Here is a 24,872-nt window from a genome sequence, read left to right as displayed (position 1 = left end):
ACAATGCGCAGCGCCTGCGGCGCTTTTAAGGCAGCGCGGCGCAGTCTCTGCAGTCAGGCGCCCGGAAGGCGCCTAGGGGCGCCAGAAGCCGACGATCCGGCGCACATCATCCATGATGGGTGCGGCCACGGCATTGGCCCGCGCGGCGCCGTCTGCGAGGATGCGGTCGAGACCTGCCTGGTCGTCCAGGATCTCGCGGAATCGCGCCGTGATCGGAGCAAGATGCGCCACGGTGACATCGGCCAGCGCCGGCTTGAACACGCCAAAGCCCTTGCCTTCGAACTCGGCCAGCACATCCTCTGCGGTGCGGCCCGAGAGCGCTGCGAAGATGCCGACGAGGTTTTCAACTTCTGGACGGCCCTCCAATTCTTTGACCGTACCCGGAATGACGCCGGCATCGGTGGTGGCCTTTTTGATCTTCTTGGCGATCGTGTCGGCATCGTCCACCAGGTTGATGCGGGAGAGGTCTGACGGGTCAGACTTCGACATCTTCTTGGTGCCGTCCTTGAGGCTCATGATCCGCGCGCCGGGGCCTTTGATCATCGGCTCAGGCTGGGGGAAGAAGCCTGGCACATCATATTCACGGTTGAACCGCTCGGCGATGTCGCGGCTGAGCTCGAGATGCTGTTTCTGGTCTTCGCCGACGGGCACATGCGTTGCCTTGTAGACGAGAATGTCTGCCGCCTGCAGCACCGGATAGGTGAAGAGGCCCACAGACGCGCGCTCGGCATCCTTGCCGGCCTTGTCCTTGAACTGGGTCATCCGCTCGACCCAGCCCATCCGCGCCACGCAGTTGAAGATCCAGGCGAGTTCCACATGCGCCAGCACCGAAGACTGCGCAAAAATGATCGATCTGGAAGGGTCAACGCCCGCAGCAATGAAGGCCGCCGCGATCTGACGTGTCGTCGAGATCAGCGCGCCCTTCTCCACCGGCATGGTGATGGCGTGCAGGTCCACGACGCTGAAGATACAGTCATGGCCTTCGCGCTGAAGGTCAGCGAACTTCTTGAGCGCCCCGAGATAATTCCCGAGGTGGAGATTGCCGGTCGGCTGGACGCCGGAGAATACGCGCTGCGGGCCGGTATAGGCGGGGGTCTGGTCTGTCATGGTCTGGCGCCTTTAGCGCGTTTGATCAGCGGCGCAAAGCCTGCCGGATGTCGCTTGGCCGCACCGCGCCGGTCAGCAGGGCAGCGAAGGCATAGATGAAGCCCCCGGCCAGCACGATGACAGCGGCGGCGATCTCCTTGGAGCCGCCCAGCGCTCTCTGGATTGCCGGGAGCTGCCATAGCATCAGCCAGATGGCCGCTGACAGGATCAGCGTGGCCAGCAGCGCCCGGACGAGGCCGGACACCGCGCGGGGGCCGGGCACATACCAGCCGCGCCGGGCAAGCGTCGCCGCCAGCAGCAGAGCATTCACCCAGGAGGCGGTAGAGGTGGCGACGGCGAGGCCGGTAAAGCCCAACTGGCCGGACTGCTTGAGCCAGAAGAAGAGGCCAGCCCCGAGCAGCGTATTGATGACCACCGAGACGAGCGCAAAGCGCATCGGCGTCTTGGTATCTTCCCGCGCAAAGAAAGGCGGGGCGAGCACCTTGATCAGGACGAAGGCCGGCACGCCCCAGGCGAAATGGAACAGCGCCGCGCCCGCCGCCACGGCGTCCGATGGCAGGAAGGCGCCGCGCACGAAGAAGGCATCGATCAGAAAGACAGGCGCGACCATCAGCGCGGCGGCCGCCGGCAGCGTCAGCGCCATTGCAAGGCCGAGGCCTTCATCCATGGTGCGGCTGCCTGCTTCCCCGTCCCCTGCCCGCGCGGCGCGGCTGAGGCGGGGCAGGATGGCGACGCCCACCGCCACGCCGACCAGGCCGAGCGGCAGCTGGTAGAGCCGGTCTGCCGCATAGAGCCAGCTCTTGGCGCTGACCTCGAAACTGGCGAGCGACTGGCTGACGATGATGTTGATCTGTGTGCCCGAGGCCGCAATCGTGCCCGGCACGGCCAGCAGCAGCACCTTCTTCACAGCCGGGGTAAGCCGCGGCCAGCCGAGCAGGCTGAGACGGACCTTCTGGCGGCGGACACCCCACCAGAGCAGCGCGGCCTGAAGCAACCCGGCGAACAGGAAGGCAATCGCTGCATACTGGGTCGTGATGACCGGCGTTGTGCCCAGAAGGCCGGCCGGGATGAGGCAGAGATTGAGCACGGTCGGGGCGCCGGCGGAAAGAATGAACCGCTCTGCCGAATTCAGCACGCCCGAAAGCAGAGCCCCGATGGCCATGAAGGTAAGGTAGGGCATCGTGATGCGGGTGAGCAGCACGGCGAGATTGTAGTGCTCCGGATCATCGGCCTGCCCGCCATGGATCAGCAGCAGCACCCAGGGCATGAATATCTGGGCAAGGACGGTCAGCCCCGCCGTCATGGCGAAGAGGACGCGCAGGGCATCCTGCGCCACCTTCTGCGCGGCTTCAGGCCCTTCGGCCTCCAGCGTGCGGGCATAGGAGGGCACGAAGGCCGAGGCGAAGGCGCCTTCGGCAAAGATGCGCCGGAAGAGATTGGGAAACTGCTGGGCGGTTGCCCAGGCATCCCCCACCGGCCCTGCCCCGATCTTGGCAGCCAGGATGACATCCCGCAGGAGGCCCAGGATGCGGCTCGCCAGGGTCAGCGATGCCTGAACGGCAGTGTTTCGGGCGAGGCTCATGGTTTCCCCGGTTGAACCAATTCTCAGAAGCTGTCCACGGCGCGCGAGCGTTTGAGCTTGCGGGCCGGGGTGTGCGGGCCTTCAGGTTCTTCGCGGGAAAGTACGGCAAGAAGACGTTCGCGGAGGGTCTCTTTGCGGGCTTTTGACAGGGTGGCCGCCCCGCCCTCCGCGCGCACATAGAAGGCATCGAACACGCGCTCGCCATAGGAGCCGACATGCGCCGAATGGATCGATAGCTTCATGTCCGCCAGCACTTCGGCAACCTCATGCAGCAGGCCCGGCCGGTCGCGCGCGGCCACATCGATCACCGTATATTCCAGCGAGACGTCCTCATGGATCTGCACCGATGGCTGGACCAGGAAGGCCGCCTCCCGGCGCCCGGCGCGGGATTTGACAGTGCCGCCCGGCACCTTGCCATCCAGCGCGCCGAGAATGGCGTGTTCGAGTTTCGCAAGACGCGGCCCGTCGCCCTCGCCATAGGGCAGGCCGCGGGCGTCCTGCAGCATGAACACGTCGACGATGCGCCCGCCCTTGGAGGTGAACACCTGCGCGGCGACAATGTTGGCGCCCAGACGGGCCAGCGTGCCGGCCAGGTCTGCAAAGAGGCCGGTGCGGTCCTTGCCCGAGACGAGCAGCGCCACGGCGCCGCCTTCGGGCGCCATACGCGAGGTGACCACATCCCCGCCCTTGGCGAGCGCGGCGGCATGCCAGGCAATGTCGTCAGGATCAAAGCCCGTCCAGTAAGCGGTTTCCAGTTCCAGCAGCAGGGCCGGTACAGAGCCGATACGCTCAACCAGCGCTTCGCGGCGTTTCTCCGCGCGCCGTTCCAGTTCTGCCTGAACGGCCGCTTCATCCGTACGCCCCCCACGCAGCGCGGCCGCCGTATTGTGATAGAGGTCAGCCAGAAGCTGGCCCTTCCAGGCGTTCCAGACCGCCGGGCCCACCGCCTTGATATCGGCGACTGTCAGAATATAGAGAAGGCGCAGCCGCTCCAGCGAGCCGACGAGGCGCGCAAAGGTCGCCACGGTGCGCGGGTCGCCGATGTCGCGCTTCTGCGCGGTTTCACTCATCTCCAGATGGTGACCGACCAGCCAGACGACGAGATCGGTTTCCTCCTCCGGAATGCCGAGCCGTTCGCAGGCCTTGCGGGCCGTGCGCATGCCCGCTTCCTGCTGGTCGCCTTTCCCCTTGCCGGTGTCATGCAGCAGCATGGCAAGATAGAGCGCGCGGCGGTTCTCGATCTGGCCGAACAGTTCTGTGGCCAGCGGCGCGGTGTTGCCCCGGCCATATTCGAGATCAGCGATTGTCTCAACCGCGCGCAGCGTATGCTCATCCACCGTATAATGATGATACATGTTGAACTGCGTCTGCGCGACAATGGAGCCGAATTCGGGGATGGCACGCCCCAGAACACCGGCCTCGTTCATGCGCCGCAATATCGGGCCGGGCTCCTTGCCGCCAAGGATGGCATCCAGGATCAGCGCGCGCGCCTCATCTGTTTCGCGCACGGGTTCGTTCAGACCCCGGAGGTTCCGGGTCAGGGCCGTCAGCGCGGTGGGGTGAATATCCTTCTGCTCGCGCCGGGCAATGGTGAACAGGCGGATCATGTTGAGGGGGTCAACCGCCATCACCTTGTCTTCGGCGATATTGATGCGGCCCGCCTCGATCAGGAACCCCTCCTCCGGCAGCGGCTGCGGCGGGCGGGACGGCAGGAAACGGCGCAGACCCTCAGGCTTTTTCTTGTGATCGGCCTCCAGCTTTGCGGCCAGGATACGGGTCAGCCCGCCGACATCCTTGGCCACCAGGAAATAGCGCTTCATGAAGCGCTCCACGCCCTGCTGGCCTTCCCGGTCCCGGTAGCCCATGCGCGCGGCGATCTCGGGCTGAAGGTCAAAACTCAGCCGGTCTTCGGCGCGGCCGGTCACGAAGTGCATATGGCAACGCACCGTCCAGAGGAAACGCGCGGCCCGGATGAAAATGACATATTCAGGGTCCGTAAACGGACCAGCGCGCATGACGTCTTCCAGCGTGCGGCCGCCATACATGTGCTTGACGATCCAGTAGAGCGTCTGCAGATCCCGCAGCCCGCCCTTCCCGTCCTTCACATTCGGCTCCACCACATAGCGCGCATCCCCCATACGGGTATGGCGCGCGTCGCGCTCGGCCAGCTTGTCAGCAATGAACTGGGCATCCTTGCCCTTGATCGCATCCTTCTGGAAAAGCGCCATCATGTCGGTCGCCAGAAGCTCATCCCCGCAGATGAACCGCGCGTCCAGCAGGCTGGTCTTGATGGTCACGTCTTCAGCGGCAAGTTTTACACAATCTATTGGTGTACGGAAGGCATTCCCCACTTTCAGCCCCATATCCCACAGGGCATAGAGCATGTATTCGATCACGCTCTCTGTGTGGGGGCTGGCCTTGTAGGCGCGCAGGAACAAGAGATCTGTATCCGAAGACGGCGCCATCACGCTGCGGCCATAACCGCCCGTGGCGAGGACAGCGAGACGTTCCGCCTCGGTCGGGTTGGACGCGCGGTGCACATGGGTGACCGTGAAGTCGTAAAGCGCGTGGATCACCTCGTCCTGCACCGCCGCGAGAAGCCGGGCCGTGTCGAGGCCATCGGCCCCCTGCTGCAGCCGCTCCTGCGCAATCAGGCGGCCCCGGAACATGGCCCCGTGCAGCAGGTTCAGCGCGGCTTTGCGGGCCGCAGCATCATTGCCGAGATTGTCCAGCGCCGCCGCCGTCAGCTTCACCCGCAGCGCCCGGCCATCAATGATGTCGGCAATGCGCCATTTGCCGGGGCGGCGGGAAGCAGGCGCGCGGCCAGCAGACAGGAGCGTCGGAGGGGATTTTGTCGGAGGCGTCATCAAGGGGCTACTTAGCAGGTTTTCATGGCGGGCCGCTATGCACCCTTTTGGGCGATGACGGGAAGAATACGCGACTTCTTGACCACGCCATACGCGAAACTGGTTTCAATTGAAGCAATGCCGGGCAGCGTCTGGATGGTCTGGCGCACAAGCTGTTCATAATCGTCCAGGCTGCGGGCGACCACGCGCAGCTCATAATCGGCCCCGCCGGTCATCAGATAGCAGTCCAGCACTGCGTCCGTTTCGGCAATCTTCTGCTCGAAGGCGCGCACCGTGTCCTGCCCGTGATTGGCGAGGCGGATGCGCACGAGACAGGTGATCGGGAAGCCGCAGGCCTTCTGATCCACCAGCGCCGAATAGCCCTGAATGATACCGGCTGCTTCGAGATTCTTCACCCGCCGCAGGCAAGGTGAGGGCGAGAGGCCCACCTCCTCTGCCAGCTCCAGATTGGTCAGCCGCCCATCTCGCTGCAGCGCACGCAGAATTCTGGCATCTATGGCGTCCATAAGGCCCCTCATTAGCATATTATGCTAAATCTTCAGCATATAATGGGCATCTATGGCAAGTATCGCCGATGATTTCCTGCTAAAATCACCTCAGATCAGGAGGAACTGCCATGGCTTTTGACGCTTCCCGCCCGCTGGGCCCGGCGACCCGCGCGATCCATCACGGATACGACCCGGCAAAGAACGACTTCGCGCTGACCCCGCCCCTGCACCTCACCTCCACTTTCGCCTTCCCCGACGCTGAAACGGGCGGCGCCCTGTTTGCCGGGGAAGCGGAGGGCCACATCTATTCGCGCATCTCCAATCCCACCGTTGCCCTGCTGGAAGCGCGGATTGCCAATCTGGAAGGGGCCGAAGCCGGCCTCGCCACGGCCTCGGGCATGGGGGCCATCTCGTCTCTGATGTGGACCCTGCTGAAACCGGGCGATGAGATCATCACCGACAAGACGCTCTATGGCTGCACCTTTGCCTTCATGCGCGACGGGCTTTCCCGCTTTGGCATCAAGATCACCCATGTGGACCTTCGCGAACCGGAAAATCTGGCCGCCGCAATCAGCGACAAGACACGCCTTGTCTATTTCGAGACGCCGGCCAATCCGAACATGCGCCTGGTGGACATCCGCGCCGCCGCGCGCATTGCCCATGAGGCCGGCGCGCTGGTTGCCGTCGACAATACCTATGCCACCCCCCTGCTGACCCGGCCGATTGAGCTGGGCGCTGATTTCGTGGTCCATTCGGCCACCAAATATCTCGGCGGCCATGGCGACCTTGTGGCGGGCATGGTGCTCGGCCGCGCCGGGGCCATCAAGGAAGTGCGCATGGTGGGCGTGAAAGACATGACGGGATCGGTCATGTCACCCTTCAATGCGATGCTGGTGATGCGGGGCCTGAAGACCCTGCAACTGCGCATGGCGCGCCATTGCGAAAGCGGCCTAAGACTGGCCCGCTGGCTGGAAGCGCAGCCCGGCGTGGCCGCGGTCTATTATCCCGGCCTTGAAAGCCATCCGCAGCATGACCTCGCCAAGCGCCAGATGCCGGGCTTTGGCGGCATGATCGCGCTGGAACTGAAAGGCGGCTATGAAGCGGGCATTGCCATGATGAACCGCCTGCGGATGATCCGCCGCGCCGTCAGCCTGGGGGACGCTGAAACCCTGATCCAGCACCCAGCCAGCATGACCCACTCCACCTACACCCGCGAGGAGCGGATCGAGCATGGCATCAGCGACGGCCTCGTGCGCCTCTCCGTGGGCCTAGAGGACGCCGAGGACATTCTCGCCGACCTCGCCGATGCTCTGGGCACGAATGAGGGGTGACGATCACCCGACAATCGTGTGAACGCGGTTGTACCAGAGGGGCGAGTTGGCAAGATCGATGAAGTTGCGTTCATCCTCCAGCAACTCGCGCGCGGCTTCCGACACGCCGGGATTGCGCCCGGCGGCCTGCATGGCCTCTTCGCTCTCGAACCAGATTTCGGCGATGCCGTCATAGGGTCCGGGCGCGTTGCGGGAGGCGCGGATGGCCTCGCTCATCGCGTCAAAACCCGCATGGGTCTGCTCATACCGGACGATCCCCAGCGTCTTTGCCCTGGCGGCCACCAGCGGGGCGTGCTGCTCCCGCCAGTAGCGTTGGAACTCTTCCCGGCTGAGATGCGGCAGGCGTCGCAGACAGAAGGTCAGTTTGATCACAGAATATCTCCGCCCGCGGCCGCCGCCGTGGTGCCATCCTTCTTGTAGGCGCGAATGACATTCTTGCCCGTGATCCATTTGTGCACTTCATCAGGCCCATCCACGAGGCGCTGGGAGCGGATATGCGTGTACCAGGCCGCGAGCGGCGTATCGAGCGAATAGCCGAGCGCGCCGTGAAGCTGGATGGCGGTGTCGACCACCTTGTGAACCATATTGGCGAGGAAGACCTTGGCGATGCCGTTTTCCTGGCGGATGTCCATGCCATTCTCTGCCTTGTAGGCAATGTGAATCAGCATCAGGCGCGCGATGTAGAGCTGGCTGGCGCATTCGGCCAGCATGAACTGCACGCCCTGGCGATCCTCCAGTCCCTTGCCGAAGGTAGACCGCGTTGTCACCTGCTCCGTGGCCAGATCAAGCGCCCGCTGCGCCATCGCCACATTGTGCATGCCATGGCGCAGACGGCCATAGGCAAGCCGGTGCTGGCCCATGGCAAAGCCCATCCCTTCCCCGCCCAGCAGGTTTGCTTCGGGCACGACCAGGTTGTCGATCTTCACCTCAGCATGGCCGCCGCCCATCTCGGTATAGTGCTTGCCATGCACGGCCATGGTCGGAATGTCGCGGATGATCTTGTAGCCGGGATTGGGCAACTCGACGATGAAGGTGGAGAATTGCTGATGGCGCGGCGCGTCCGGATTAGTCTTGGCCATCACCACGGCAATGTCAGCCGCCGTGGCCGCCGAAGAGAACCATTTCTCGCCATTGAGAACGTAATTCCCCTTGCCGTCTTTCACGGCCACCGTTTGCATGCCGGTCGCGTCCGCGCCGGCTGCTTTCTCCGTCATCGAATAGCAGACGCGCTTTTCCCCGTTGAGAATCGGCTTGAGATATTTCTCCTTCTGGAAGTCGGTGCCATGCGCCAGCAGCGTCAGCATGGTTGCATCGTCCGGCCCCTGAGAATTCATCGACAGCGCGCCCAGATGGCTTTGCCCCAGTTCCATCTGCACAAGGGCATTGGCCAGGGGCCCCAGCCCCATCCCGCCATGCTCCTTCGGAATGAAGGGCAACCACAGCCCCTGCGCGCGCGCTTTCGTGCGCAACGCGGCGAGAACTTCCTTGTAAGGCTTACCCGCAGCCATCTCCTGTTCAGCGGGAATGCACTCTTCCTGCACCCAGCGGCGCACACGCTCGCGCACTTCCTTTGCGTCTTCCGGAATCGTGAAATCAATGGCCATTGGCGTTCCTCCTCATCTTGTCTGGAGGAAGGCTAACCCCGAAAAACGGGCCTGCACAGGATTGCCTTCGCGTCAGCCGGGGCCGTAATCAACCCGCTCCAGGAAGAGGCCGTCGGCCGGCGCCACGGGCCCACAGCGCGTGCGGTCGGCTGCCTCCAGGATCTCGCGCGCCCATGTCACGGGCCGGTGCCCCCGCCCCACCTCAACCAGGCTGCCCACCATGGAGCGCACCTGCCGGTGAATGAAACTCGGCGCCGAGCAGGTAAACTCGATCCGTTCGCCATAACGCGCCACGTCAAACCGCGTCAGCGTCTTCACCGGGCTCAGCGCCTGGCATTCGGTGTCGCGGAAGGTCGAGAAATCATGCGTACCAATGAAAAACTGCGCGGCCTCATGCATCTTCTCGGCGACCAGTTTGGACGGTACGCGCCAGGCAATGCCGCGGTCCACCGTCAGGTCCGCGCGCCGGTTGATGACGACATAGCGGTAATGCCGCGCCGTGGCAGAGAAGCGCGCGTGGAACTCCTCGTCCACTCTCTCGGCTTTCAGCACCGCAATCGGATGAGGCCGCAGATGGAAGTTCATCGCATCGGCCACCTTGTTGGGCCGGTCCTGCCGCAGATCCATATGGGCAACCTGCCCGGTGGCATGAACGCCCGCGTCCGTCCTGCCCGCGCCGATCACTTCCACCGGCCCACCATCCAGCTTGGCGGCAGCCTCCTCCAGCGCGCCCTGCACGGTCTGCAGGCCGGGCAGGCGCATCCAGCCCTGATAGGCGCCGCCGTGATATTCAATGAGGAGCTTGTAACGTGGCATGACAAAGCCCGCTGCCAAAGGCGGGGCGCAAGGTCAACTGGCCATTCAGCCGCCAAACGCCACCGAATGGGTTTTCCCCGCCTCCGAGAGGCCCGGCAGCAGCCGGTATGGCAAGCAAGACGGGGCGTCTCCAACGATCCATCAGCCGAGCTGTGTTCCTTCCGGCAATGGAGACCCCGCCAGAAATTCGCGCGCGGCAAGCGGCTTGCCACCGGGCTTCTGCAGGCGCAGCAGGCGCACAACGCGGCCATCCCCACAGGCGACACTCAGCCGGTCATCGATCAGCGCGCCGGGAACGGCGACCGTCGCATGATCCGTCAGCTCACTGAGGAGAACCTTCAGCCGAACCGGCCCCTGCCCGAGATCAGCCTCACACCAGGCGCCCGGCGCCGGGGAGAGAGCGCGGATCTGGCAGTCGATCTCGGCCGCCGGCCTTGTCCAGTCTATCCGCTGGTCTTCAGCGGTGATCTTCTGCGCATAGGTCATGCCGTCTTCAATCTGCGGCGAGGGCTTCAGGCTGCCATCGGCAAGGCCCGCCAGCGCGCGCGGCGCAAGCTCTGCGGCGAGGGCGGCCAGCCGGTCATGCAGACTGCCGGCGGTATCCTGCGGGGTAATAGGTGTGCGGACGGAGGCGAGCACCGGGCCGGTATCAAGCCCTGCTTCCATCATCATCGCGTCCACGCCGGTTTCCGTGTCGCCCGCCATGATCGCGCGCTGGATCGGCGCCGCGCCCCGCCAGCGCGGCAGGATAGAGGCGTGCATGTTGAGGCAGCCAAGGCGCGGCGCATCCAGGATGGGTTGCGGCAGGATAAGGCCATAGGCGACCACCACAGCGGCATCGAGGTTCAGCGCGGCAAAGGCGGCCTGCTCTTCGGGCTTTTTTAGCGATTTCGGCGTGCGCACCTCAAGCCCGCGCGCTTCAGCAAAGGCGTGCACCGGCGTCGGTGTCAGCTTCTGCCCCCGGCCCGCCGGGCGCGGCGGCTGGGAATAGACGCAGGCGACCTCCTGGCCCGCCGCGATCAGGGCTTCGAGCACGCCGAGCGCAATGCCGGGGCTTCCCATGAAGGCAATACGGAGAGGCATTTTGAGGCTCCTTGGACTTGGCGGAACCGGAACACCATCAGCCAGGCGATGGCAAGCTTGTGAGGCTCAGAGGCCCGAACGCGCCGGAAGACCGTCACCACCCGCCAGCCACACAATCACGGCGGCGACCAATACTGCCAACAGCCACCGGAACCGCATGTCCCGGAAAAAGCGCATCAGTTGGCGTCTTCGCGGATCGCGCGGATCTTGGCTTTCTTCACCTTGTCGATGGCGCGGTCGCGCTTCAGGCGGGAGAGGTAATCGATGAACAGCGTGCCTTCGAGATGGTCCATCTCATGCTGGATGCAGACCGCATAGAGGTCTTCGGCCCACTCATCGACCTGGTTGCCATCATAGTCCAGATAACGGATCCTGCACCGGGCCGGACGCTCCACCTGGTCGAAAATATCCGGTACGGAGAGACAGCCTTCTTCATAAGGCTTTGTTTCTTCGATAGTCTCGACGATTTCCGGATTCACGAAATAGCGCGGCTGGGGCTCCTCGCCTTCGCGCGCCAGATCCATCACGATCACCCGCAGCGGCACGCCAATCTGGATGGCGGCCAGGCCGATGCCCGGCGCGTCATACATCGTCTCCAGCATGTCATCCATGAGCGCCCGAATCTCGCCGGTCACGCCGCCCTCAACAGGCTTGGACACCTGCTTCAGGCGCGGATCAGGTACAGTGAGGATTTCGCGAATAGCCATGACCGTCAGATATGCACCCCTCGCCGCAGCGTCAACGGGAGATCACTCCGCCGGCAGCTTTGGCGGGGCTTCAAGCGGCAGTTGGCCCGTATCGGGCGTGTTGGCCCGCGCTTCGATCAGCTTTGCCTCCGGAGGCACCTTGCCGGGCGGGGCAATCTGCATGTCTTCGAACTTGCGCAGCGTCGGCAGCACGCGCTTGTCGATGGAGCCGAGCAGGCTGTTATAATGATCGACTGAAGAGTTCAGCGATTTTCCGAGCTTTTCAGTATGCCCCAGCAGGACGCCCATCCGAGTGTAGAGTTCTGCGCCCAGTTCCGCGGCGGCCTGCGCATTTTCATTCATCTCGTGCTGACGCCAGAGATGGGCCACTGTCCGCGCCAGCGCGATCAGTGTCGTCGGTGTGGTGACAATCACGGAGCGGTTCATCGCCTTCTCAATCAGATCCGGTGACTGTTCGAGCGCGGCGGCGAAGAAGTTCTCCCCCGGAATGAACATGGCGATATAGTCAAACCGGTTACCGAGATTGGACTGATAGTCCTTTGAGGCCAGGGTGGTAACATGCCGCTGCACGCTGGCCGCATGCTGTTTCAGGTGCGCCTGCCGCTCCGCCGGGTCGTCGGTATTCGTGGCGGCCATATAGGAGGCAAGCGACACCTTGGAATCGATCACGATCTGCCGGTCACCCGGCAGGCGGATGATGGCATCCGGGCGCTGCCGCCCCTCTTCGGTATCATCATGAACCTGCTCGCTGAAATCGCAATGGGCGGACAGGCCAGCCTGCTCCATCACATTGCGAAGGGTCATCTCCCCCCAGCGCCCGCCGCCCTTGGGTGCGGTCAGCGCGTTCACGAGCTTGCCAGTCTCGGCCGTATTTCTGTGCAGGCTTTCGGCAATCGCGCGCACCTGCTCGGAGAGGAGGGACTTGTCCTCGGTGCGCACCTTTTCGATCGCCTCCACTTTCTGGCGGAAGCTCTCGAAATTCTCGCCGATGGGCTTCATCAGCTCTTTCAACTCGCCCTGGGCCCCTTCCCGGTGGCGTTTGAAGGTTTCTTCGGCCCGCTCCAGAAACATGGAATTGGCCCGCGCCAGGACGCCCTGGGCGAGTTCGGCGAATTTGCGCTCATCCTCGGCGCTGCGCGCCTCTGCCGCCGCGAGCTTCAGTTCTGCATCCCGGCGTGCCGCCTCCAGCGTCTGCTCGCGCTGGCGCAGGCGCGACAGCTCATCCTGCGCGGCGTTGCGTTCGGTCATCAGGCGTTCGCGCTCGACATCCCCGCGCTGGCGGGATTGCCAGAGAAACACGCCGAGCCCCGCCGCAATCAGCAGCAGGACGGCATGCACCAGGTCAAACCCGGCAGACCCAATTGTGATCACAGGCGTCATGGCAGGCCCTCTGGAATCGAGCCCAGAACATAATCGGAACGATTAGCCGCTGTCTACACCCGCAAGGCGAGCGGACTGTGCTCCGCAGGCGAATTTCGCCGCCTGCGGAAGACTGGTTAACGCCGGCTGGAACGAAACACGTCCGCCGATCAGCCTTTCAGGAAGCCGGCCAGCCGCTTGGTGATGATCTCTTCGGCCTCGGCCATGATCCGGTCGATCAGTTCCTGGCAGGTCGGGATGTCATAGATGAGGCCCGCCACCATGCCGCAGGACCAGGCGCCCGCGTCCATGTCGCCGTCTTTCATGATCTTCGGATACACGCCGGCTACTTCCTCGATGATGTCCTCAAACTTGATGCTTGCGCCGAGTTCCTTCTCCTTCTGGAGAAGACGCTCCACCGCAGGGTTCGTCAGCACACGTTCGGTATTGCGCAGCGGGCGCATGACGAGGCGGGTGTCGAGTTCAGACGCCGCAACCAGCGCCTGCTTCACATTCTCGTGCACCGGGGCTTCTTTCGTGGCGATGAAGCGCGTGCCCATGTTCATGCCTTCTGCGCCCAGCGCCATCGCCGCCACCAGCGAGCGGCCATCAGCCATGCCGCCCGAGGCGATGAAGGGAATATCCAACTCGTCCATCGCGCGCGGCAGAAGGATGAAGTTGGGCACATCGTCTTCGCCGGGGTGGCCACCACATTCGAAGCCATCCACCGACACCGCATCACAGCCGATCTTCTGGGCCTTCAGGGCATGGCGCACGGCAGTGCACTTATGGATGACCCTGATGCCATTATCCTTGAGAATGGGGAGTACCTGCACGGGGTTGTTGCCGGCGGTTTCAACCACCTTCACGCCGCCCTCGATGATGGCTTTCACATAGCCGGGATAGTCCGGCTGGTTGACCGCAGGCAGGAAGGTCAGGTTCACGCCGATCGGCTTGTCCGTCATGTCGCGGCAGCGGGCGATTTCATTGGCGAGGTCTGCCGGGGTCCGCTGCGTCAGGGCGGTAATGATGCCGAGGCCGCCCGCATTGGAAACGGCCGCCGCCATTTCAGCAAAACCGACAAAGTGCATGCCCCCCTGAACAATCGGGTGCTTGATGCCGAGCATTTCAGTGATGCGGGTTTTCATGGCCGGGTCTCCCAAAGGCTTTTCTCTCGCGGCATCCTTGGACAGAGCCTCGCCCGCGCGCAAGTCTGACATCGGGGAAATCACCCCGCGCCCGGGGCGGGATAAAGATTGCCCCTCACCCGAAAGCGTTTTACCCCAAAGGGCCCATGGCTGATGGAGTTTCCATGAAATACGCGCTTCCAATTCTTTCTTTCATGGCGCTGGCAGCCTGCCAGACGGCGACGATGACGGCGCCGGAGCCCGCCCCGGCCGCGCAACAACCCGTGGCAGCATCGGCCCCTGAAGCGCGCCCCTTCCCCGCGGACCAATGGCTTTTCGGCTCAGCCGAAGCGCAGATCATGATGGAGCAGAGCTGGAAGCGGATTGCCGCCTATGCCGAAGCCGGCGCAGCCGCCCGCCCGGAATACAGCGTCATTCTCGCGCCCGGCGCGACGGCCGAGGCGCCCGAATTTCTGGCTTGCGGGGGAAAGCCTCTCGCCGCCGTCTTCGATGTGGATGAAACCCTGATCTGGAACCTTGGCTCGGCAGGCGCCTTCCGCCGCCTGGGCATCGAATTCGATTCGAAAATCTGGAGCGAGTGGGAACGCACCGGCGCGGGCAAGACCGTTGCCATTCCCGGCGCGCTGGAAGGGGTGGAGCGCATCCGCAAGGCCGGCGTTGAGGTGATCCTCAACACCAACCGCGAGGCGGCCAACGTGGCCGGAAATATCGAAACGATCCGCGAAGCGGGCTTCGGCGACTATGTGCACGGCGAAACCCTGTTCCTGAAAGGCGATACGCCCGGCGGCTCGGCCAAGGATGGACGCCGCTATGCCATCTCGGAGAATTACTGCGTCATTGCGCTCGTCGGCGACCAGCTGGGCGACATAGCCGACATCTTCAACGACAAATCCCTGAGCCCCGCCGGCCGCCGTGACCTCGCCGCCGCCCCTGCCTTCGGCGGCCTCTGGGACAAAGGCTGGTTCATCCTGCCCAACCCGACCTATGGCCCGTCGATTGCCGGCAGCATGGAAGAAATCTTCCCGCCGGAAACCTATTGGGCCCCGGCCAGCAAGGAATGATGCCATGATCCTCTTCGTCCACGGCGTTCCCGATACCCCCGTTCTCTGGCAGCCGCTTGTGGCCGCGCTTGGTCTGGGTCCGGAGGATTACCGCGCGCCCGCCCTTCCCGGTTTCGGCACGGAAAAGCCGCCCGGCTTCCACAGCACGAAGGATGAATATGCCAGCTGGCTGATCACACAGATGGAAGCGGCCGGCGAGCCGGTCCACATCGTTGGCCATGACTGGGGCGCCCTGCTCACCCTGCGCGCCGCCAGCCTGCGGCCAGATCTTGTGAAAAGCTGGTGCGTCACCAATGCCGTGATCGATCCGGACTATTCCGGCCACAGAACAGCTCGCATGTGGGCAACCCCGCTGCTGGGCGAGTTCGTGATGCTGAACATGCGCAACAAACCGCGCCTGATCGAAGGCCTCGTTCAAGGCGGTATGCCGCGCGAACTCGCCGAAATCGAAGTGCCCCATATCGACAAGCGGATGCGCCAGTCGATCCTCAGCCTCTACCGCTCCGCCATCGGCCTGCGCTTCAGCGGGCATTGGGTGGACGATCTGGCAAACCTTCCCCAGCATGGCCAGCTGTTCTGGGGCGAGAATGATCCGTTCGTGGAGCTTCCCGTGGCAGAGCGCTTTTCAAAGCGTCATGGCACACCGCTGCATGTGGAGCGCGGCACCGGCCATTGGGCCTGTCATGACCGGGCTGAAAACTTCGCAGCGGTCCTGAAGGCCCTATGGCAAAAGGCCGGCTGAGAAGCCGGCCCTTTTCCTGTTTCGAGAGGCGGAGGATCAGGCCGCTTCCTTGCCGCCAACCCCTGCCAGTTCCTGTTTGATCCGCTCCGACAGCTGACGAACTGTGAACGGTTTGGGCAGGAAGGAGACCGCCCGGTCATCATCCAGCTGCTGGGCAAGATCGCGTTCGGCATAGCCGGAGATGAAGATCACGCGCGCATGGCCAAGCTTGTCCTTGGCTTCGCGGATGAGCGTTGGCCCATCCATGCCCGGCATCACCACGTCCGAGATGATGAGATCGAACGAACCCGGCATATCGGTGAGGATGTCCAATGCCTCCTCGCCGTCGCAGGCTTCTTCCACCTCATAGCCGCGCTGTCGCAGATGGGTGGCCGCGATGGAGCGCACGCCATCCTCATCCTCGACGAGCAGGATACGTCCGCGTCCGGACATATCCATCGGGCGCGCAACCGCCTTGGTGTTCTCGGCAATATCCGACGGCTCGGGAATTTCTTCTGCGGCCAGCGCCGGCAGATAGATGTAGAAGGTCGTACCCTTGCCCACCGAGGAAATCGGGCAGACATAGCCGCCCGATTGCTTGATGATGCCATAGACGGTTGCCAGACCAAGCCCCGTGCCAGAGCCCTGCTCCTTGGTCGTGAAGAAGGGCTGGAAAATCTTGTCCAGCAGATCGCGGGGCATGCCCGTGCCGTTGTCTTCCACCTCGATCAGCAGGTATTCGCCATCTTCCACATAATTGAAGCCCAGCGCATGGGCCTCCTTGCCGGTGGAGCGCGCCGTGCGGATCGACAGCTTGCCGCCATTGCGATGCGCAATCATGGCATCGCGGGCATTGGTGGCCAGGTTGATGATCGCCGTTTCCAGCTGGTTCTTGTCCGCCTTGATCCAGGGCACATCCCGGCCATGTTTCACATCCAGCTCCACCCGCTCATCCAGCACCTGGCGCAGCAGGATCGAGAATTCGGAGAGGAAGTCGGTAACGTTGAAGATTTCCCGCTTGAAGGTCTGCGCGCGGGCATAGGCCAGCAGCATACGGACGAGTTCACGCGCCCGCGACGAGAATTCGTGGATCGATTGCAGGTATTCGTACGACGGGTCCCCCACGGGGTGGCGCGTCATCAGCTCTTCATAGTTGAAGATGATGCCCTGCAGCACATTGTTGAAGTCATGCGCCACAACCCCGGCCAGTTGGCCGATGGAGCGCATCTTCTCGCCATGGGCAAGGCGCGTCTCCAGCTGGCGCTGCTCGGTGATGTCGATGATATAGGCCACCGAGGGGCGCCCCGTATTGTTGAGCGTGACGAACACGTTCACGTCCCGCGCCTCGTCTCCCGCCGTCTTCAGCGCGACCGGCTTGTCGATGGCGTCCACCAGCAGTGTGGCGAGCGCGTCCTCGCCCTCTTCCGATACAAAGAGATCAGCAAAGCGCGTGCCCGGTGTTGCCCGGCCCCCGGTGACTTCCATCAGCGCGCGGTTGGCGTCGAGGATTACCGCGCTGTCCACCCGGTCGCCATCCAGACGCACGGCGCCGAACGGCGCGTCATCGAACATCGGATCGCCATCCGGGCGCGGCGGGCGCGAAGCCGCCTGCAGCGCAAAGCGCTCTTCCCCGCCATTCAGCACCTGCGGGCTTGCCAGCACGATCGTGCGCCCGGCGGCGTCAGCGCCCCGGCCCGTCCAGCTGGTGATCGCCTGCACCGGGATCTCCACCCCGTCGCGCGCGCGCAGCTGGATGTCGGCCCGGCCCGGCGCGCCGGACTTGCGGTCCCGCGCCAGCATCTTCACGAATTCCGGACGCATGATGTCGTCGGTGCGGATATTCTTGGCCGTCTCCGGCAGGCCGAGCAGTTCCCGCAGCCAGGAGTTGGCATAGGTGATCGTACCGTCCGGCTTGGCGGCGAAGAAGCCCATCGGGGCATCTTCGACATAGAGGGATTTGAGGTCTGCCGCGCCCGTTGCCTCGATCTGGCCGGCGATGCGGCGGATACGCCACAAGACGCGGCCCCGCGGCAGCGGAGAGACGGACACTTCAAACTGCGCGGGAACCTGTTCCGGGCCAAGCGCCAGCGGCGGCAGCACTTCGCGGCGCTGCGTGCCTGCCTTGGCAGATTTCGACAGGCGGTAAACCGGTGCGGCGAGGCCAGGATTGGCGCCGAACAGGCGGTCAACCGTTACCGGGCCGCTTTCCGCGGTGCCAGCGATCAGGGCCATCCGGGTCAGATCGGAATAGGCAGTGTTGGCGGCCACCGGCGCGCCGCCGGGATCAGTTACCAGAACGGCTTCATCCAGGGCTTCAATCCAGGGAAAACGCGGCGCGCTGGCATTCGCGACCCGCGCGGCAGCGCCCTTTTCCGGGAAGAGGCCGATGTACCGCCCCGCGCCGCGCACAGTCCAGAGCAGGAAGACGAGGCCGCCTGACGCCATTGTGATCAGCAGGATCGAGCCGGTCGCGCCCGACGCATTCGGCCAGGCAAGCGAGATGCTGGCTGCGGCGATGGACAGGAGCAGACAGCCCCAAAAACCCAGCTGCAGGAAGTCGATACGCCGCCCTTCCCGCTCACCGGCATTCGCCTCCTCGCCTGGCGTTGCCGCAGCGAGAGTCAGCTCAAGGGTGTCTGCTTCGTTACTCATGGTCTACCACCATTCTATTGGCCGGTTCCCTTTCCGGGCTGGCCATGCCTTATGCGAGGTGGGCATCACATGACTCGAGGCCCAACCTTCACCTAGTTTATCGTTTTTGACACGGCAAAGGTTAACGAACCCGAAAAAGCCGCTAACAGACGCAGTATAATCGAGCCCAGAAGAACAGGATTCGGCTAACCATGGTATCACGCACGCTCGCAATGTTCACCGCAATGGCGCTGGTCGCCAGCTGCGGCTCCCCCGCCCACCGCGAACCCAAAATTCCGGAATATTCCACCGAGGTGGTGGCTGCCGAATCCGAGCGGCTGAACGAATGGTTTGAGCAGAAGTTCGAGGAAGCCATTGCCCGCGACCCGATGCGGATGACTGCGCTGGGCCGGCGCGACCGCTATGGCGAGTGGACCGACCCCTCCCGCGCTTTCGACGCGGAAAGCCTGGCTATCCAGCGGGCTACTGTTCAGGAAATGAAGGAAAAATTCGACTTCAACAAGCTGAACGACCAGGCGAAGCTGTCCTGGCGCCTCGCAGAATATGAGCTGGAGCGCTCGGAACTGAACGAACCGTTCCGCGATCACGGCTACACCTTCAACCAGATGTTTGGCGTCCAGTCGTCGATCCCCGCCTTTCTGATAAACCAGCACAAGGTCACCAGCCTGGCAGATGCGGAGGCCTACATCACGCGCCTGAACGCCCTGCCCGCCTATCTCGGCGGCCATGTCGAAAACGCCCGCGCGGCCGCTGAAAAAGGCATTCAGCCGCCTGCGTTTGTCTATGACTATGTCCTCTCCGACGCCCGCGGCCTCATCACCGGCTATCCTTTCTCGGGAAAGGATGATGGCAGTGAAGACAGCCCGCTGATGAGCGACATCCGGGGCAAGATCACCGCGCTCGTCAATAACAGCACGATCTCGCCGGAACAGGCCACAGAGCTGACCGAGCGCGCCGCAGAGGCCCTCACCACCGCCGTTGGCCCCGCCTATCAGGCCGCCATTGAGGAACTCACCCGCCAGCAGCTCAGCGCCACCGCCGATGACGGCGCCTGGAAACTGCCCGATGGCGCGGCCTATTACGAAACGCGCCTGAAGGCGATGACGACGACCGATCTCACCGCTGCCGAAATCCACCAGATCGGCCTGGATGAAGTTGCCCGCATCCATGCGGAGATGGAGGCGATCATGCAGCAGGTCGGCTTTGAGGGAGACCTGCAGGACTTTTTCGAGTTCATGCGCACCGATCCGCGCTTCTACAAATCCGAAACACCTGAAGGCCGTGAGGAATATCTCGCCGAGGCGCGCGCGGCGATTGCCCGTATGGAGGCAGACCTCCCGAACCTCTTCAACACGTTCCCGAAAGCCGGCATGATCGTTCAGGCGGTCGAGCCCTTCCGGGAGCGGTCCGCCGGCAAGGCCTTCTACAACCGCCCTGCCCCGGATGGCAGCCGCCCCGGCATCTACTACGCCAACCTTTACCGCATGTCCGACATGCCGACCTATCAGCTGGAAGCCCTCGCTTTCCATGAAGGCATTCCGGGCCACCATATGCAGATTGCCATCGCGCAGGAGCTTGAAGGTGTTCCCAGCTTCCGGCGCTTTGGTGGCTATACCGCCTATTCCGAAGGCTGGGGCCTCTATACGGAGCTTCTGCCCAAAGAGATCGGCTACTACACCGATCCGTATTCGGACTTTGGCCGCCTCGCCATGGAAATCTGGCGCGCCGCCCGCCTGGTGGTCGATACCGGCCTTCACTCCAAACAGTGGACGCGCGAACAGGCCGTCCAGTATCTTCTGGAGAACACCCCCAATCCGGAAGGCGATGCCCGCAAGGCCATCGATCGCTACATCGTGATGCCGGGCCAGGCCACCGCCTACAAGATCGGCATGATCAAGATCGTCGAGCTGCGCGAACGCGCCAAGACAGAGCTGGGCGACGCCTTCGACATCCGGGACTTCCACGATGTCGTATTGAAGAATGGCGCCGTGCCGCTGGCCATACTTGAGGAGAATGTCGACGCATGGATCGCGGAGACCAGGGCCAGCTAGGCCACCCTATCCTCCGGGCGGGCGCGTCTCTCGCGCTCGCCACCCTCTTTCTCGCCGGCTGCAGCAGTGTAGCCGGCGCCCTCCTGGCCCCGAAAATAGATACCGCCGCCAGCCGCCTGACGCCGGGCGACTTTGCGCTCGATACGAAACACGCCGCGCTCGTCTTCCGGATCAATCATCTCGGCTTTTCGGGCCTGCCGACCAATACCGCCTGGATAGAGGCTGAAGCGGAGTTTATCCGGCAAAAGCCGGATTGAGGGCGCGCAGCGCCGGGCCGCGCCGCGAAATGCGCACGGCCATACGATTGCCCTTACGCCCGATCTGAGCTTCGGCGGCCACCTCGCCGTCCAGTCCTCCGGACAGCAGTTCCACCGGCTGATCCGCCGGCACGCCCAGCAGCAGCGTGGCGCCGGGACGCAGGCTGGTGAGTTTGGAGAGCGGCATTTCCACCCGGGCCACGCGCGCTGTCATCAACACGGTCAGCGCCGGCCCGCCTCGCTCTGCCCTGAGCGCTGCCTCCTCGCTGGCAGGCGTCTCGGGTAGCAGCGATTGCGCCACCAGCAGGCGCGCCGGCCAGTCGGCCCCGCCCGCGCGAACCGATAGCGTGATCTCGTAAGCCGCCCCCGGCGCCGCGATGGAGGCGGCAAACAGCGGATCGGTTTCGATGCCGGAAAAGTTCATCCCGGCGCCCACGACGCTCGCCAGCGGACGGGCCAGACCTTCCAGCAGCGCCAGATCAATCGGGCTGAGCTCTCTTGGCTGGGAATTGGGCACCGGGCCGCCACAGGCCGTCTCGATCATGATCTGGGCAAGCCCTGCCCCGATCACCAGCATCGCCGCCACATCGCCCTCGGCGCCGGCGCAGCAGACAATCGCCTGCCCCGGCTCTTCGCGCGCTGAAACAGCCTGCGCCAGGCTCACCGGCGAAATGCGCTGCATGGTGAAGGCGGCGGCAATCCCGCAATGCTCGCGCATGGCGCGCGACAGGCGGGCCGAAATGCGGCGGGCGGCCTCTTCCCGTCCGGCCCCGGACGGGGCAGCGGCAGGCGGCGCAAACTCGGCAACCGTCCTCGGCTGGGGCTCTGGCGGGGCCTCTTCAGGCAGGTCATCCATGTCCGAAAGGTCGGGACGCAGCAGCATCTCGATCTCAGCGGGCGTCAGCACGCCCCGCGAGGTCGGCAGCGGGCGGTCAGGCGCAATCGGTTCGCGCGGGGGCGGGGTATCCGTCATGATGCGGCGCCGAAGCCTGGGTGAAACATCCCATCCATCCTCCGCCAGGTCCGGCGGGGATGCACTCTTCACTGAAGAGGCGAAAGGCAGGGTCATCCTGCCTAAGTCGCCCGGAAAAGGTTAATGGCGCGTTAGTAAATTCGCCGTGACGGCATTTATTAACAGCAACCGCTTGAGGGATTCACTCAAGTCTCTCGAATTTTACCTTCTGGTCAGGCCTCGGTAAGGCGTGATTCGGATCTGCGCGTCATGATGGTTGTGCGGCCAAAGAAGCTCGTACAACATCCGCCAAAGGCGTGGGGAAAGATGACTGGAAAAAGGCGGCACTCCGATCTGGAGAGCCGCCTTTTTACTGTCTGAAGAACTTTGAAAAGCCCGATGACTAGTCGTCGCGCAGGGTGCGTTCCTTGCGCTCGTGACGCTCCTGCGCCTCGAGGCTGAGAGTTGCGGTGGGGCGCGCTTCCAGGCGCCGCAGGCCGATCGGCTCACCGGTCGCCTCGCAATAGCCGTACGAACCGTCTTCGATCCGGCGCAGGGCCGCGTCGATCTTGGAGATCAGCTTGCGCTGGCGGTCCCGCGTGCGCAGCTCAAGCGCCTTGTCGCTCTCGGCCGAAGCACGGTCCACAATGTCGGGGAGAGAGCCTGACTCGTCCTGAAGATTGTGAATGGTCTGCTTGGCGCCGTCGAGAATGTCGGCCTTCCAGGCTTCCAGCAGACGCCTGAAATAGGCCAGCTGCCGCTCATTCATGAACTCTTCGTCTTCCGAGGGGCGATAATCGTCTGAGAGATCGATACTCACGGCAGACTCCTTCACTCGTTTGTGTGCCATATAGAGCGGACCTCGATTCTCCGCAATGTCCGAGACTGAGAGGGTAAATCCTGTAATTTCAGACAATTACGACAAAAACATGCCGAAACACTGTCAGTAAACGCTTCAATGCCCCACAAAGGGCGTTCTGCACAGTGCAAGTTGCAGACCACCCCTTGATCTTTGCCCCCCCGGCACGCTCTATGTGCAACTGCCCTTACAGTCTGCCCAAACGGTAAAATCGACGGAATGGCCCGCCAACGGAAAGTACAATCCCGCAGAGCGGGCTGGATGCTGGCGGTGATGTTCAATTCCCTGCTGATACTTCTGCCTGTGATCGGCGCACGCGCCATTTCCAATGCTTACGATCAGGATCTGACCTCCCGCGAAGGCGCTGCCGAGGCGCTTCAGCATGCCAATGTCCGGCTGCTTGAGGAGCTGACCACGTTCGGGCCCCGCGACGAAGACAGCAAGCTCCCCTACTGGCAGGACCGGATTGTGGCGGAGATGGACGCGCGCAACATGTCCGCCGTGCGGGGCTATCTGCTCGCCGCGCCGCAGATGCTGGGCCGTGATCTGGGCGAGCAGATCCGGGTGCGCGCCGAAGCGGAGGTCACCGGCACGCCGGACGAACGCCTGATCCGCGCCGCCCTGCAGAAGCTGCCTGAAAATGTTGCCATGCGGATCATGGAAACCGAGCGCTACAATCCCCCTGCTCCCCAGGCGCCCGCAGCGCTCCCCGGCGAAGCAGGCCCCGCCGAGACGCCGGAACCTCCGTCAGAACTGGCGGAAGCAGCTGCGCCAGCAGAAGAGCCCGAGGCGCCGGAGCCCGCCGCCGGCGCCCCCATCGTGCTGCAGGCGAATGTCCGCAATGAAGACGAGCGCCGGTTCCAGATCCTCGGCAGCTATGCCGACCTTGCCGTCATGTCTCAGCGCTGGATCGAGGGCGACCGCTCTGACGAACTTGTTCTCAAGCTGACCGGCCTTGGCCTTGTCCAGCAGGACTATAGCGACGGTCTTTCCGACGCGACCGCACTTTCCGTCTCGATCCTGAAATCGGCCCGCCGCTCTCAGCGCCTGACGCCGAGCTTCTCGGACTATCTTGCCGAACAGGTGGACGCTGCCCTGCCCGACGCGGCGCTGGAGCCTGCCTTGCAGGAAGCGTTCAGAGACCTCGCCACCACCGAAGTCCGGGCCGAACGTGTCCGCGCCGCCTATGGGGGCTCGATCAATCAGGCAGGCCTCGGCCCGCTGGAGGTTGACCTTGACCAGATCCAGCGCCTTGCCGCCCAGACCAGCCCCGGCGGCGCGCTCACGGTTCTGGCGGTGATCGAGGACGGCACAGACCTTCAGCGGGCCCGCCTGCTGGCAGAGGCGGGCGGCGAACGCCTGATTGTGCTGGTGCGTGAACGGGGCCGGGAGGCGCTCAAGATCGCCGATGCCGGCATCAGCTGGAACCGCAATACTGTGCTGGAAATCATGAGCCTGACGGCTGCCGGCATGCTGCTGTTCTGGGTGATGCTCTCAACCGTGCGGCTCTACATCAAGCTGCCCAAGCCGAGGGCCGAGCCCCAGGGCGCCTGAGACAGCATCTGAAAAATCAGCCGATATTGAACGCGCCGCGAATGCCGTCGATGATCAGCTGCGCCGATAGCGCCGCCAGGATAACCCCCAGGATGCGAGTCAGCGCGCCGGCCACGCTTGCCCCGATGAGGCGGACAATCGGCCCGGCCAGCAGGAAAACCACCAGCGTGATCAGCAGGTTGAGGCCGATGGCCGCCAGCACGACACTCTGATGCACAAAGGTCGGCGCTTCCGACATGTAGAACATCGCCGTGGCAATCGAGCCGGGCCCCGCAATCATCGGAATGCCCATCGGGAACACCGACACATCTTCCGGCTCCGGATCATCGCGGTGGCCTTCCAGCACTTCCTCGGCGCGGTGTTCGCGCCGTTCGGTCCGCTTCTCGAACACCATGTCGAGCGCGATCAGGAACAGCAGCACCCCGCCTGCAGCCCGGAAGGCATCAATCGAGATGTGCATCGCGTCCAGCAGCCAGGCGCCGCCAAAGGCGAACAGCAGCATGATGATCGTTGCCACCAGCACCGACTTGTAAGCCATCTTGCGGCGATAAGCGGGTGATCCCTTCGCCGTCAGCGTCGCAAAGATCGGCGCCACCCCCGGTGCATCAATAAGCACGAAGAAGGTTACAAAAGCAGCGGTGAAGAGGGAAATCAGTTCAGGCGACATGGCGCG

At 63.7% G+C, this 24,872-nt stretch carries 21 protein-coding genes; 6 read left to right on the top strand and 15 right to left on the bottom strand.

What is annotated here, in order from left to right:
• Window positions 1-72 precede the first annotated feature (72 nt).
• The 4 genes from trpS to ACQKI2_RS06600 are packed head-to-tail and all read right to left on the bottom strand — an operon-like array spanning window position 73 to window position 6,062.
• The gene (trpS, locus tag ACQKI2_RS06615) at window positions 73-1,107 is read right to left on the bottom strand and encodes a tryptophan--tRNA ligase (RefSeq protein WP_427378909.1); all 1,035 of its coding nucleotides are present in this window, start codon (window positions 1,105-1,107) and stop codon (window positions 73-75) included.
• Window positions 1,108-1,132: 25 nt separating this feature from the next.
• Window positions 1,133-2,689 carry a murein biosynthesis integral membrane protein MurJ gene (gene murJ / locus ACQKI2_RS06610; RefSeq protein WP_427378908.1) on the bottom strand — a complete coding sequence of 519 codons (1,557 nt, stop codon included), beginning with the start codon at window positions 2,687-2,689 and terminating at the stop codon, window positions 1,133-1,135.
• 23 nt (window positions 2,690-2,712) lie between these two features.
• Window positions 2,713-5,556, bottom strand: coding sequence for a [protein-PII] uridylyltransferase (locus ACQKI2_RS06605; RefSeq protein ID WP_427378907.1), 2,844 nt, complete (start codon window positions 5,554-5,556; stop codon window positions 2,713-2,715).
• Between the two features lie 35 nt (window positions 5,557-5,591).
• Window positions 5,592-6,062: an Lrp/AsnC family transcriptional regulator gene (locus tag ACQKI2_RS06600; protein ID WP_427378906.1), complete on the bottom strand. Its 471-nt coding sequence runs from the start codon at window positions 6,060-6,062 to the stop codon at window positions 5,592-5,594.
• 110 nt (window positions 6,063-6,172) lie between these two features.
• Here ACQKI2_RS06600 and ACQKI2_RS06595 point away from each other — a divergent pair, with 110 nt between their 5' ends.
• Window positions 6,173-7,375, top strand: coding sequence for a methionine gamma-lyase (locus ACQKI2_RS06595; protein ID WP_427378905.1), 1,203 nt, complete (start codon window positions 6,173-6,175; stop codon window positions 7,373-7,375).
• 3 nt (window positions 7,376-7,378) lie between these two features.
• On the opposite strand, the gene ACQKI2_RS06590 is transcribed toward ACQKI2_RS06595, so the two are convergent.
• The 7 genes from ACQKI2_RS06590 to ACQKI2_RS06560 form a co-directional block, all read right to left on the bottom strand.
• The gene (locus tag ACQKI2_RS06590) at window positions 7,379-7,747 is read right to left on the bottom strand and encodes an EthD domain-containing protein (protein WP_427378904.1); all 369 of its coding nucleotides are present in this window, start codon (window positions 7,745-7,747) and stop codon (window positions 7,379-7,381) included.
• Window positions 7,744-8,979 (bottom strand): acyl-CoA dehydrogenase family protein, encoded by a 1,236-nt coding sequence (locus tag ACQKI2_RS06585; RefSeq protein ID WP_427378903.1) that lies wholly within the window; start codon window positions 8,977-8,979, stop codon window positions 7,744-7,746. Before ACQKI2_RS06585 ends, ACQKI2_RS06590 begins: the two co-directional genes overlap by 4 nt.
• A 72-nt stretch (window positions 8,980-9,051) precedes the next feature.
• Entirely contained in the window at window positions 9,052-9,795 is a 744-nt protein-coding gene (truA, locus tag ACQKI2_RS06580) for a tRNA pseudouridine(38-40) synthase TruA (protein WP_427378902.1), read from the bottom strand.
• 141 nt (window positions 9,796-9,936) lie between these two features.
• Complete coding sequence (fmt, locus tag ACQKI2_RS06575) at window positions 9,937-10,878, bottom strand: methionyl-tRNA formyltransferase (RefSeq protein ID WP_427378901.1); 942 nt, start codon at window positions 10,876-10,878, stop codon at window positions 9,937-9,939.
• A 176-nt stretch (window positions 10,879-11,054) separates the two neighbouring features.
• Window positions 11,055-11,585, bottom strand: a complete 531-nt coding sequence (gene def, locus ACQKI2_RS06570; protein WP_427378900.1) for a peptide deformylase — start codon at window positions 11,583-11,585, stop codon at window positions 11,055-11,057.
• Between the two features lie 42 nt (window positions 11,586-11,627).
• Entirely contained in the window at window positions 11,628-12,965 is a 1,338-nt protein-coding gene (rmuC, locus tag ACQKI2_RS06565; RefSeq protein WP_427378899.1) for a DNA recombination protein RmuC, read from the bottom strand.
• Window positions 12,966-13,114: 149 nt separating this feature from the next.
• The gene (locus tag ACQKI2_RS06560; protein ID WP_427378898.1) at window positions 13,115-14,092 is read right to left on the bottom strand and encodes an NAD(P)H-dependent flavin oxidoreductase; all 978 of its coding nucleotides are present in this window, start codon (window positions 14,090-14,092) and stop codon (window positions 13,115-13,117) included.
• Between the two features lie 164 nt (window positions 14,093-14,256).
• On the opposite strand from ACQKI2_RS06560, the gene ACQKI2_RS06555 reads away from it, so the two are divergent.
• Window positions 14,257-15,153, top strand: coding sequence for a 5'-nucleotidase, lipoprotein e(P4) family (locus ACQKI2_RS06555; RefSeq protein ID WP_427378897.1), 897 nt, complete (start codon window positions 14,257-14,259; stop codon window positions 15,151-15,153).
• A 4-nt stretch (window positions 15,154-15,157) separates the two neighbouring features.
• A complete protein-coding gene (locus ACQKI2_RS06550; protein WP_427378896.1) occupies window positions 15,158-15,895 on the top strand; it encodes an alpha/beta fold hydrolase in 738 nt (245 codons plus the stop codon).
• A gap of 36 nt (window positions 15,896-15,931) precedes the next feature.
• On the opposite strand, the gene ACQKI2_RS06545 is transcribed toward ACQKI2_RS06550, so the two are convergent.
• Complete coding sequence (locus ACQKI2_RS06545; protein ID WP_427378895.1) at window positions 15,932-18,526, bottom strand: response regulator; 2,595 nt, start codon at window positions 18,524-18,526, stop codon at window positions 15,932-15,934.
• A 191-nt stretch (window positions 18,527-18,717) separates the two neighbouring features.
• Here ACQKI2_RS06545 and ACQKI2_RS06540 point away from each other — a divergent pair, with 191 nt between their 5' ends.
• Together ACQKI2_RS06540 and ACQKI2_RS06535 are read left to right on the top strand one after the other, a co-directional pair.
• Window positions 18,718-20,577: a DUF885 domain-containing protein gene (locus ACQKI2_RS06540; RefSeq protein WP_427378894.1), complete on the top strand. Its 1,860-nt coding sequence runs from the start codon at window positions 18,718-18,720 to the stop codon at window positions 20,575-20,577.
• On the top strand, window positions 20,550-20,834 hold the full coding sequence (locus ACQKI2_RS06535) for a hypothetical protein (RefSeq protein ID WP_427378893.1): 285 nt from the start codon (window positions 20,550-20,552) through the stop codon (window positions 20,832-20,834). The genes ACQKI2_RS06540 and ACQKI2_RS06535 overlap by 28 nt, the downstream gene beginning before the upstream one ends.
• Here the strand turns inward: ACQKI2_RS06535 and ACQKI2_RS06530 are convergent.
• Both ACQKI2_RS06530 and dksA read right to left on the bottom strand, forming a co-directional pair.
• Entirely contained in the window at window positions 20,812-21,807 is a 996-nt protein-coding gene (locus ACQKI2_RS06530) for a FliM/FliN family flagellar motor switch protein (RefSeq protein WP_427378892.1), read from the bottom strand. The two genes, ACQKI2_RS06535 and ACQKI2_RS06530, sit on opposite strands and share 23 nt — an antisense overlap.
• Window positions 21,808-22,189: 382 nt before the next feature.
• Window positions 22,190-22,636 (bottom strand): RNA polymerase-binding protein DksA, encoded by a 447-nt coding sequence (gene dksA / locus ACQKI2_RS06525; protein WP_051612182.1) that lies wholly within the window; start codon window positions 22,634-22,636, stop codon window positions 22,190-22,192.
• Between the two features lie 270 nt (window positions 22,637-22,906).
• On the opposite strand from dksA, the gene ACQKI2_RS06520 reads away from it, so the two are divergent.
• On the top strand, window positions 22,907-24,199 hold the full coding sequence (locus ACQKI2_RS06520) for a hypothetical protein (protein WP_427378891.1): 1,293 nt from the start codon (window positions 22,907-22,909) through the stop codon (window positions 24,197-24,199).
• Between the two features lie 16 nt (window positions 24,200-24,215).
• Here ACQKI2_RS06520 and ACQKI2_RS06515 read toward each other — a convergent pair whose 3' ends face one another.
• Window positions 24,216-24,866 (bottom strand): MarC family protein, encoded by a 651-nt coding sequence (locus ACQKI2_RS06515; protein WP_427378890.1) that lies wholly within the window; start codon window positions 24,864-24,866, stop codon window positions 24,216-24,218.
• Window positions 24,867-24,872: the final 6 nt, after the last annotated feature.

Source organism: Hyphomonas sp. NPDC076881, assembly GCF_050269995.1.
GTDB lineage: Bacteria > Pseudomonadota > Alphaproteobacteria > Caulobacterales > Hyphomonadaceae > Hyphomonas.
This window is presented reverse-complemented; position numbering and strand designations above follow the sequence as displayed.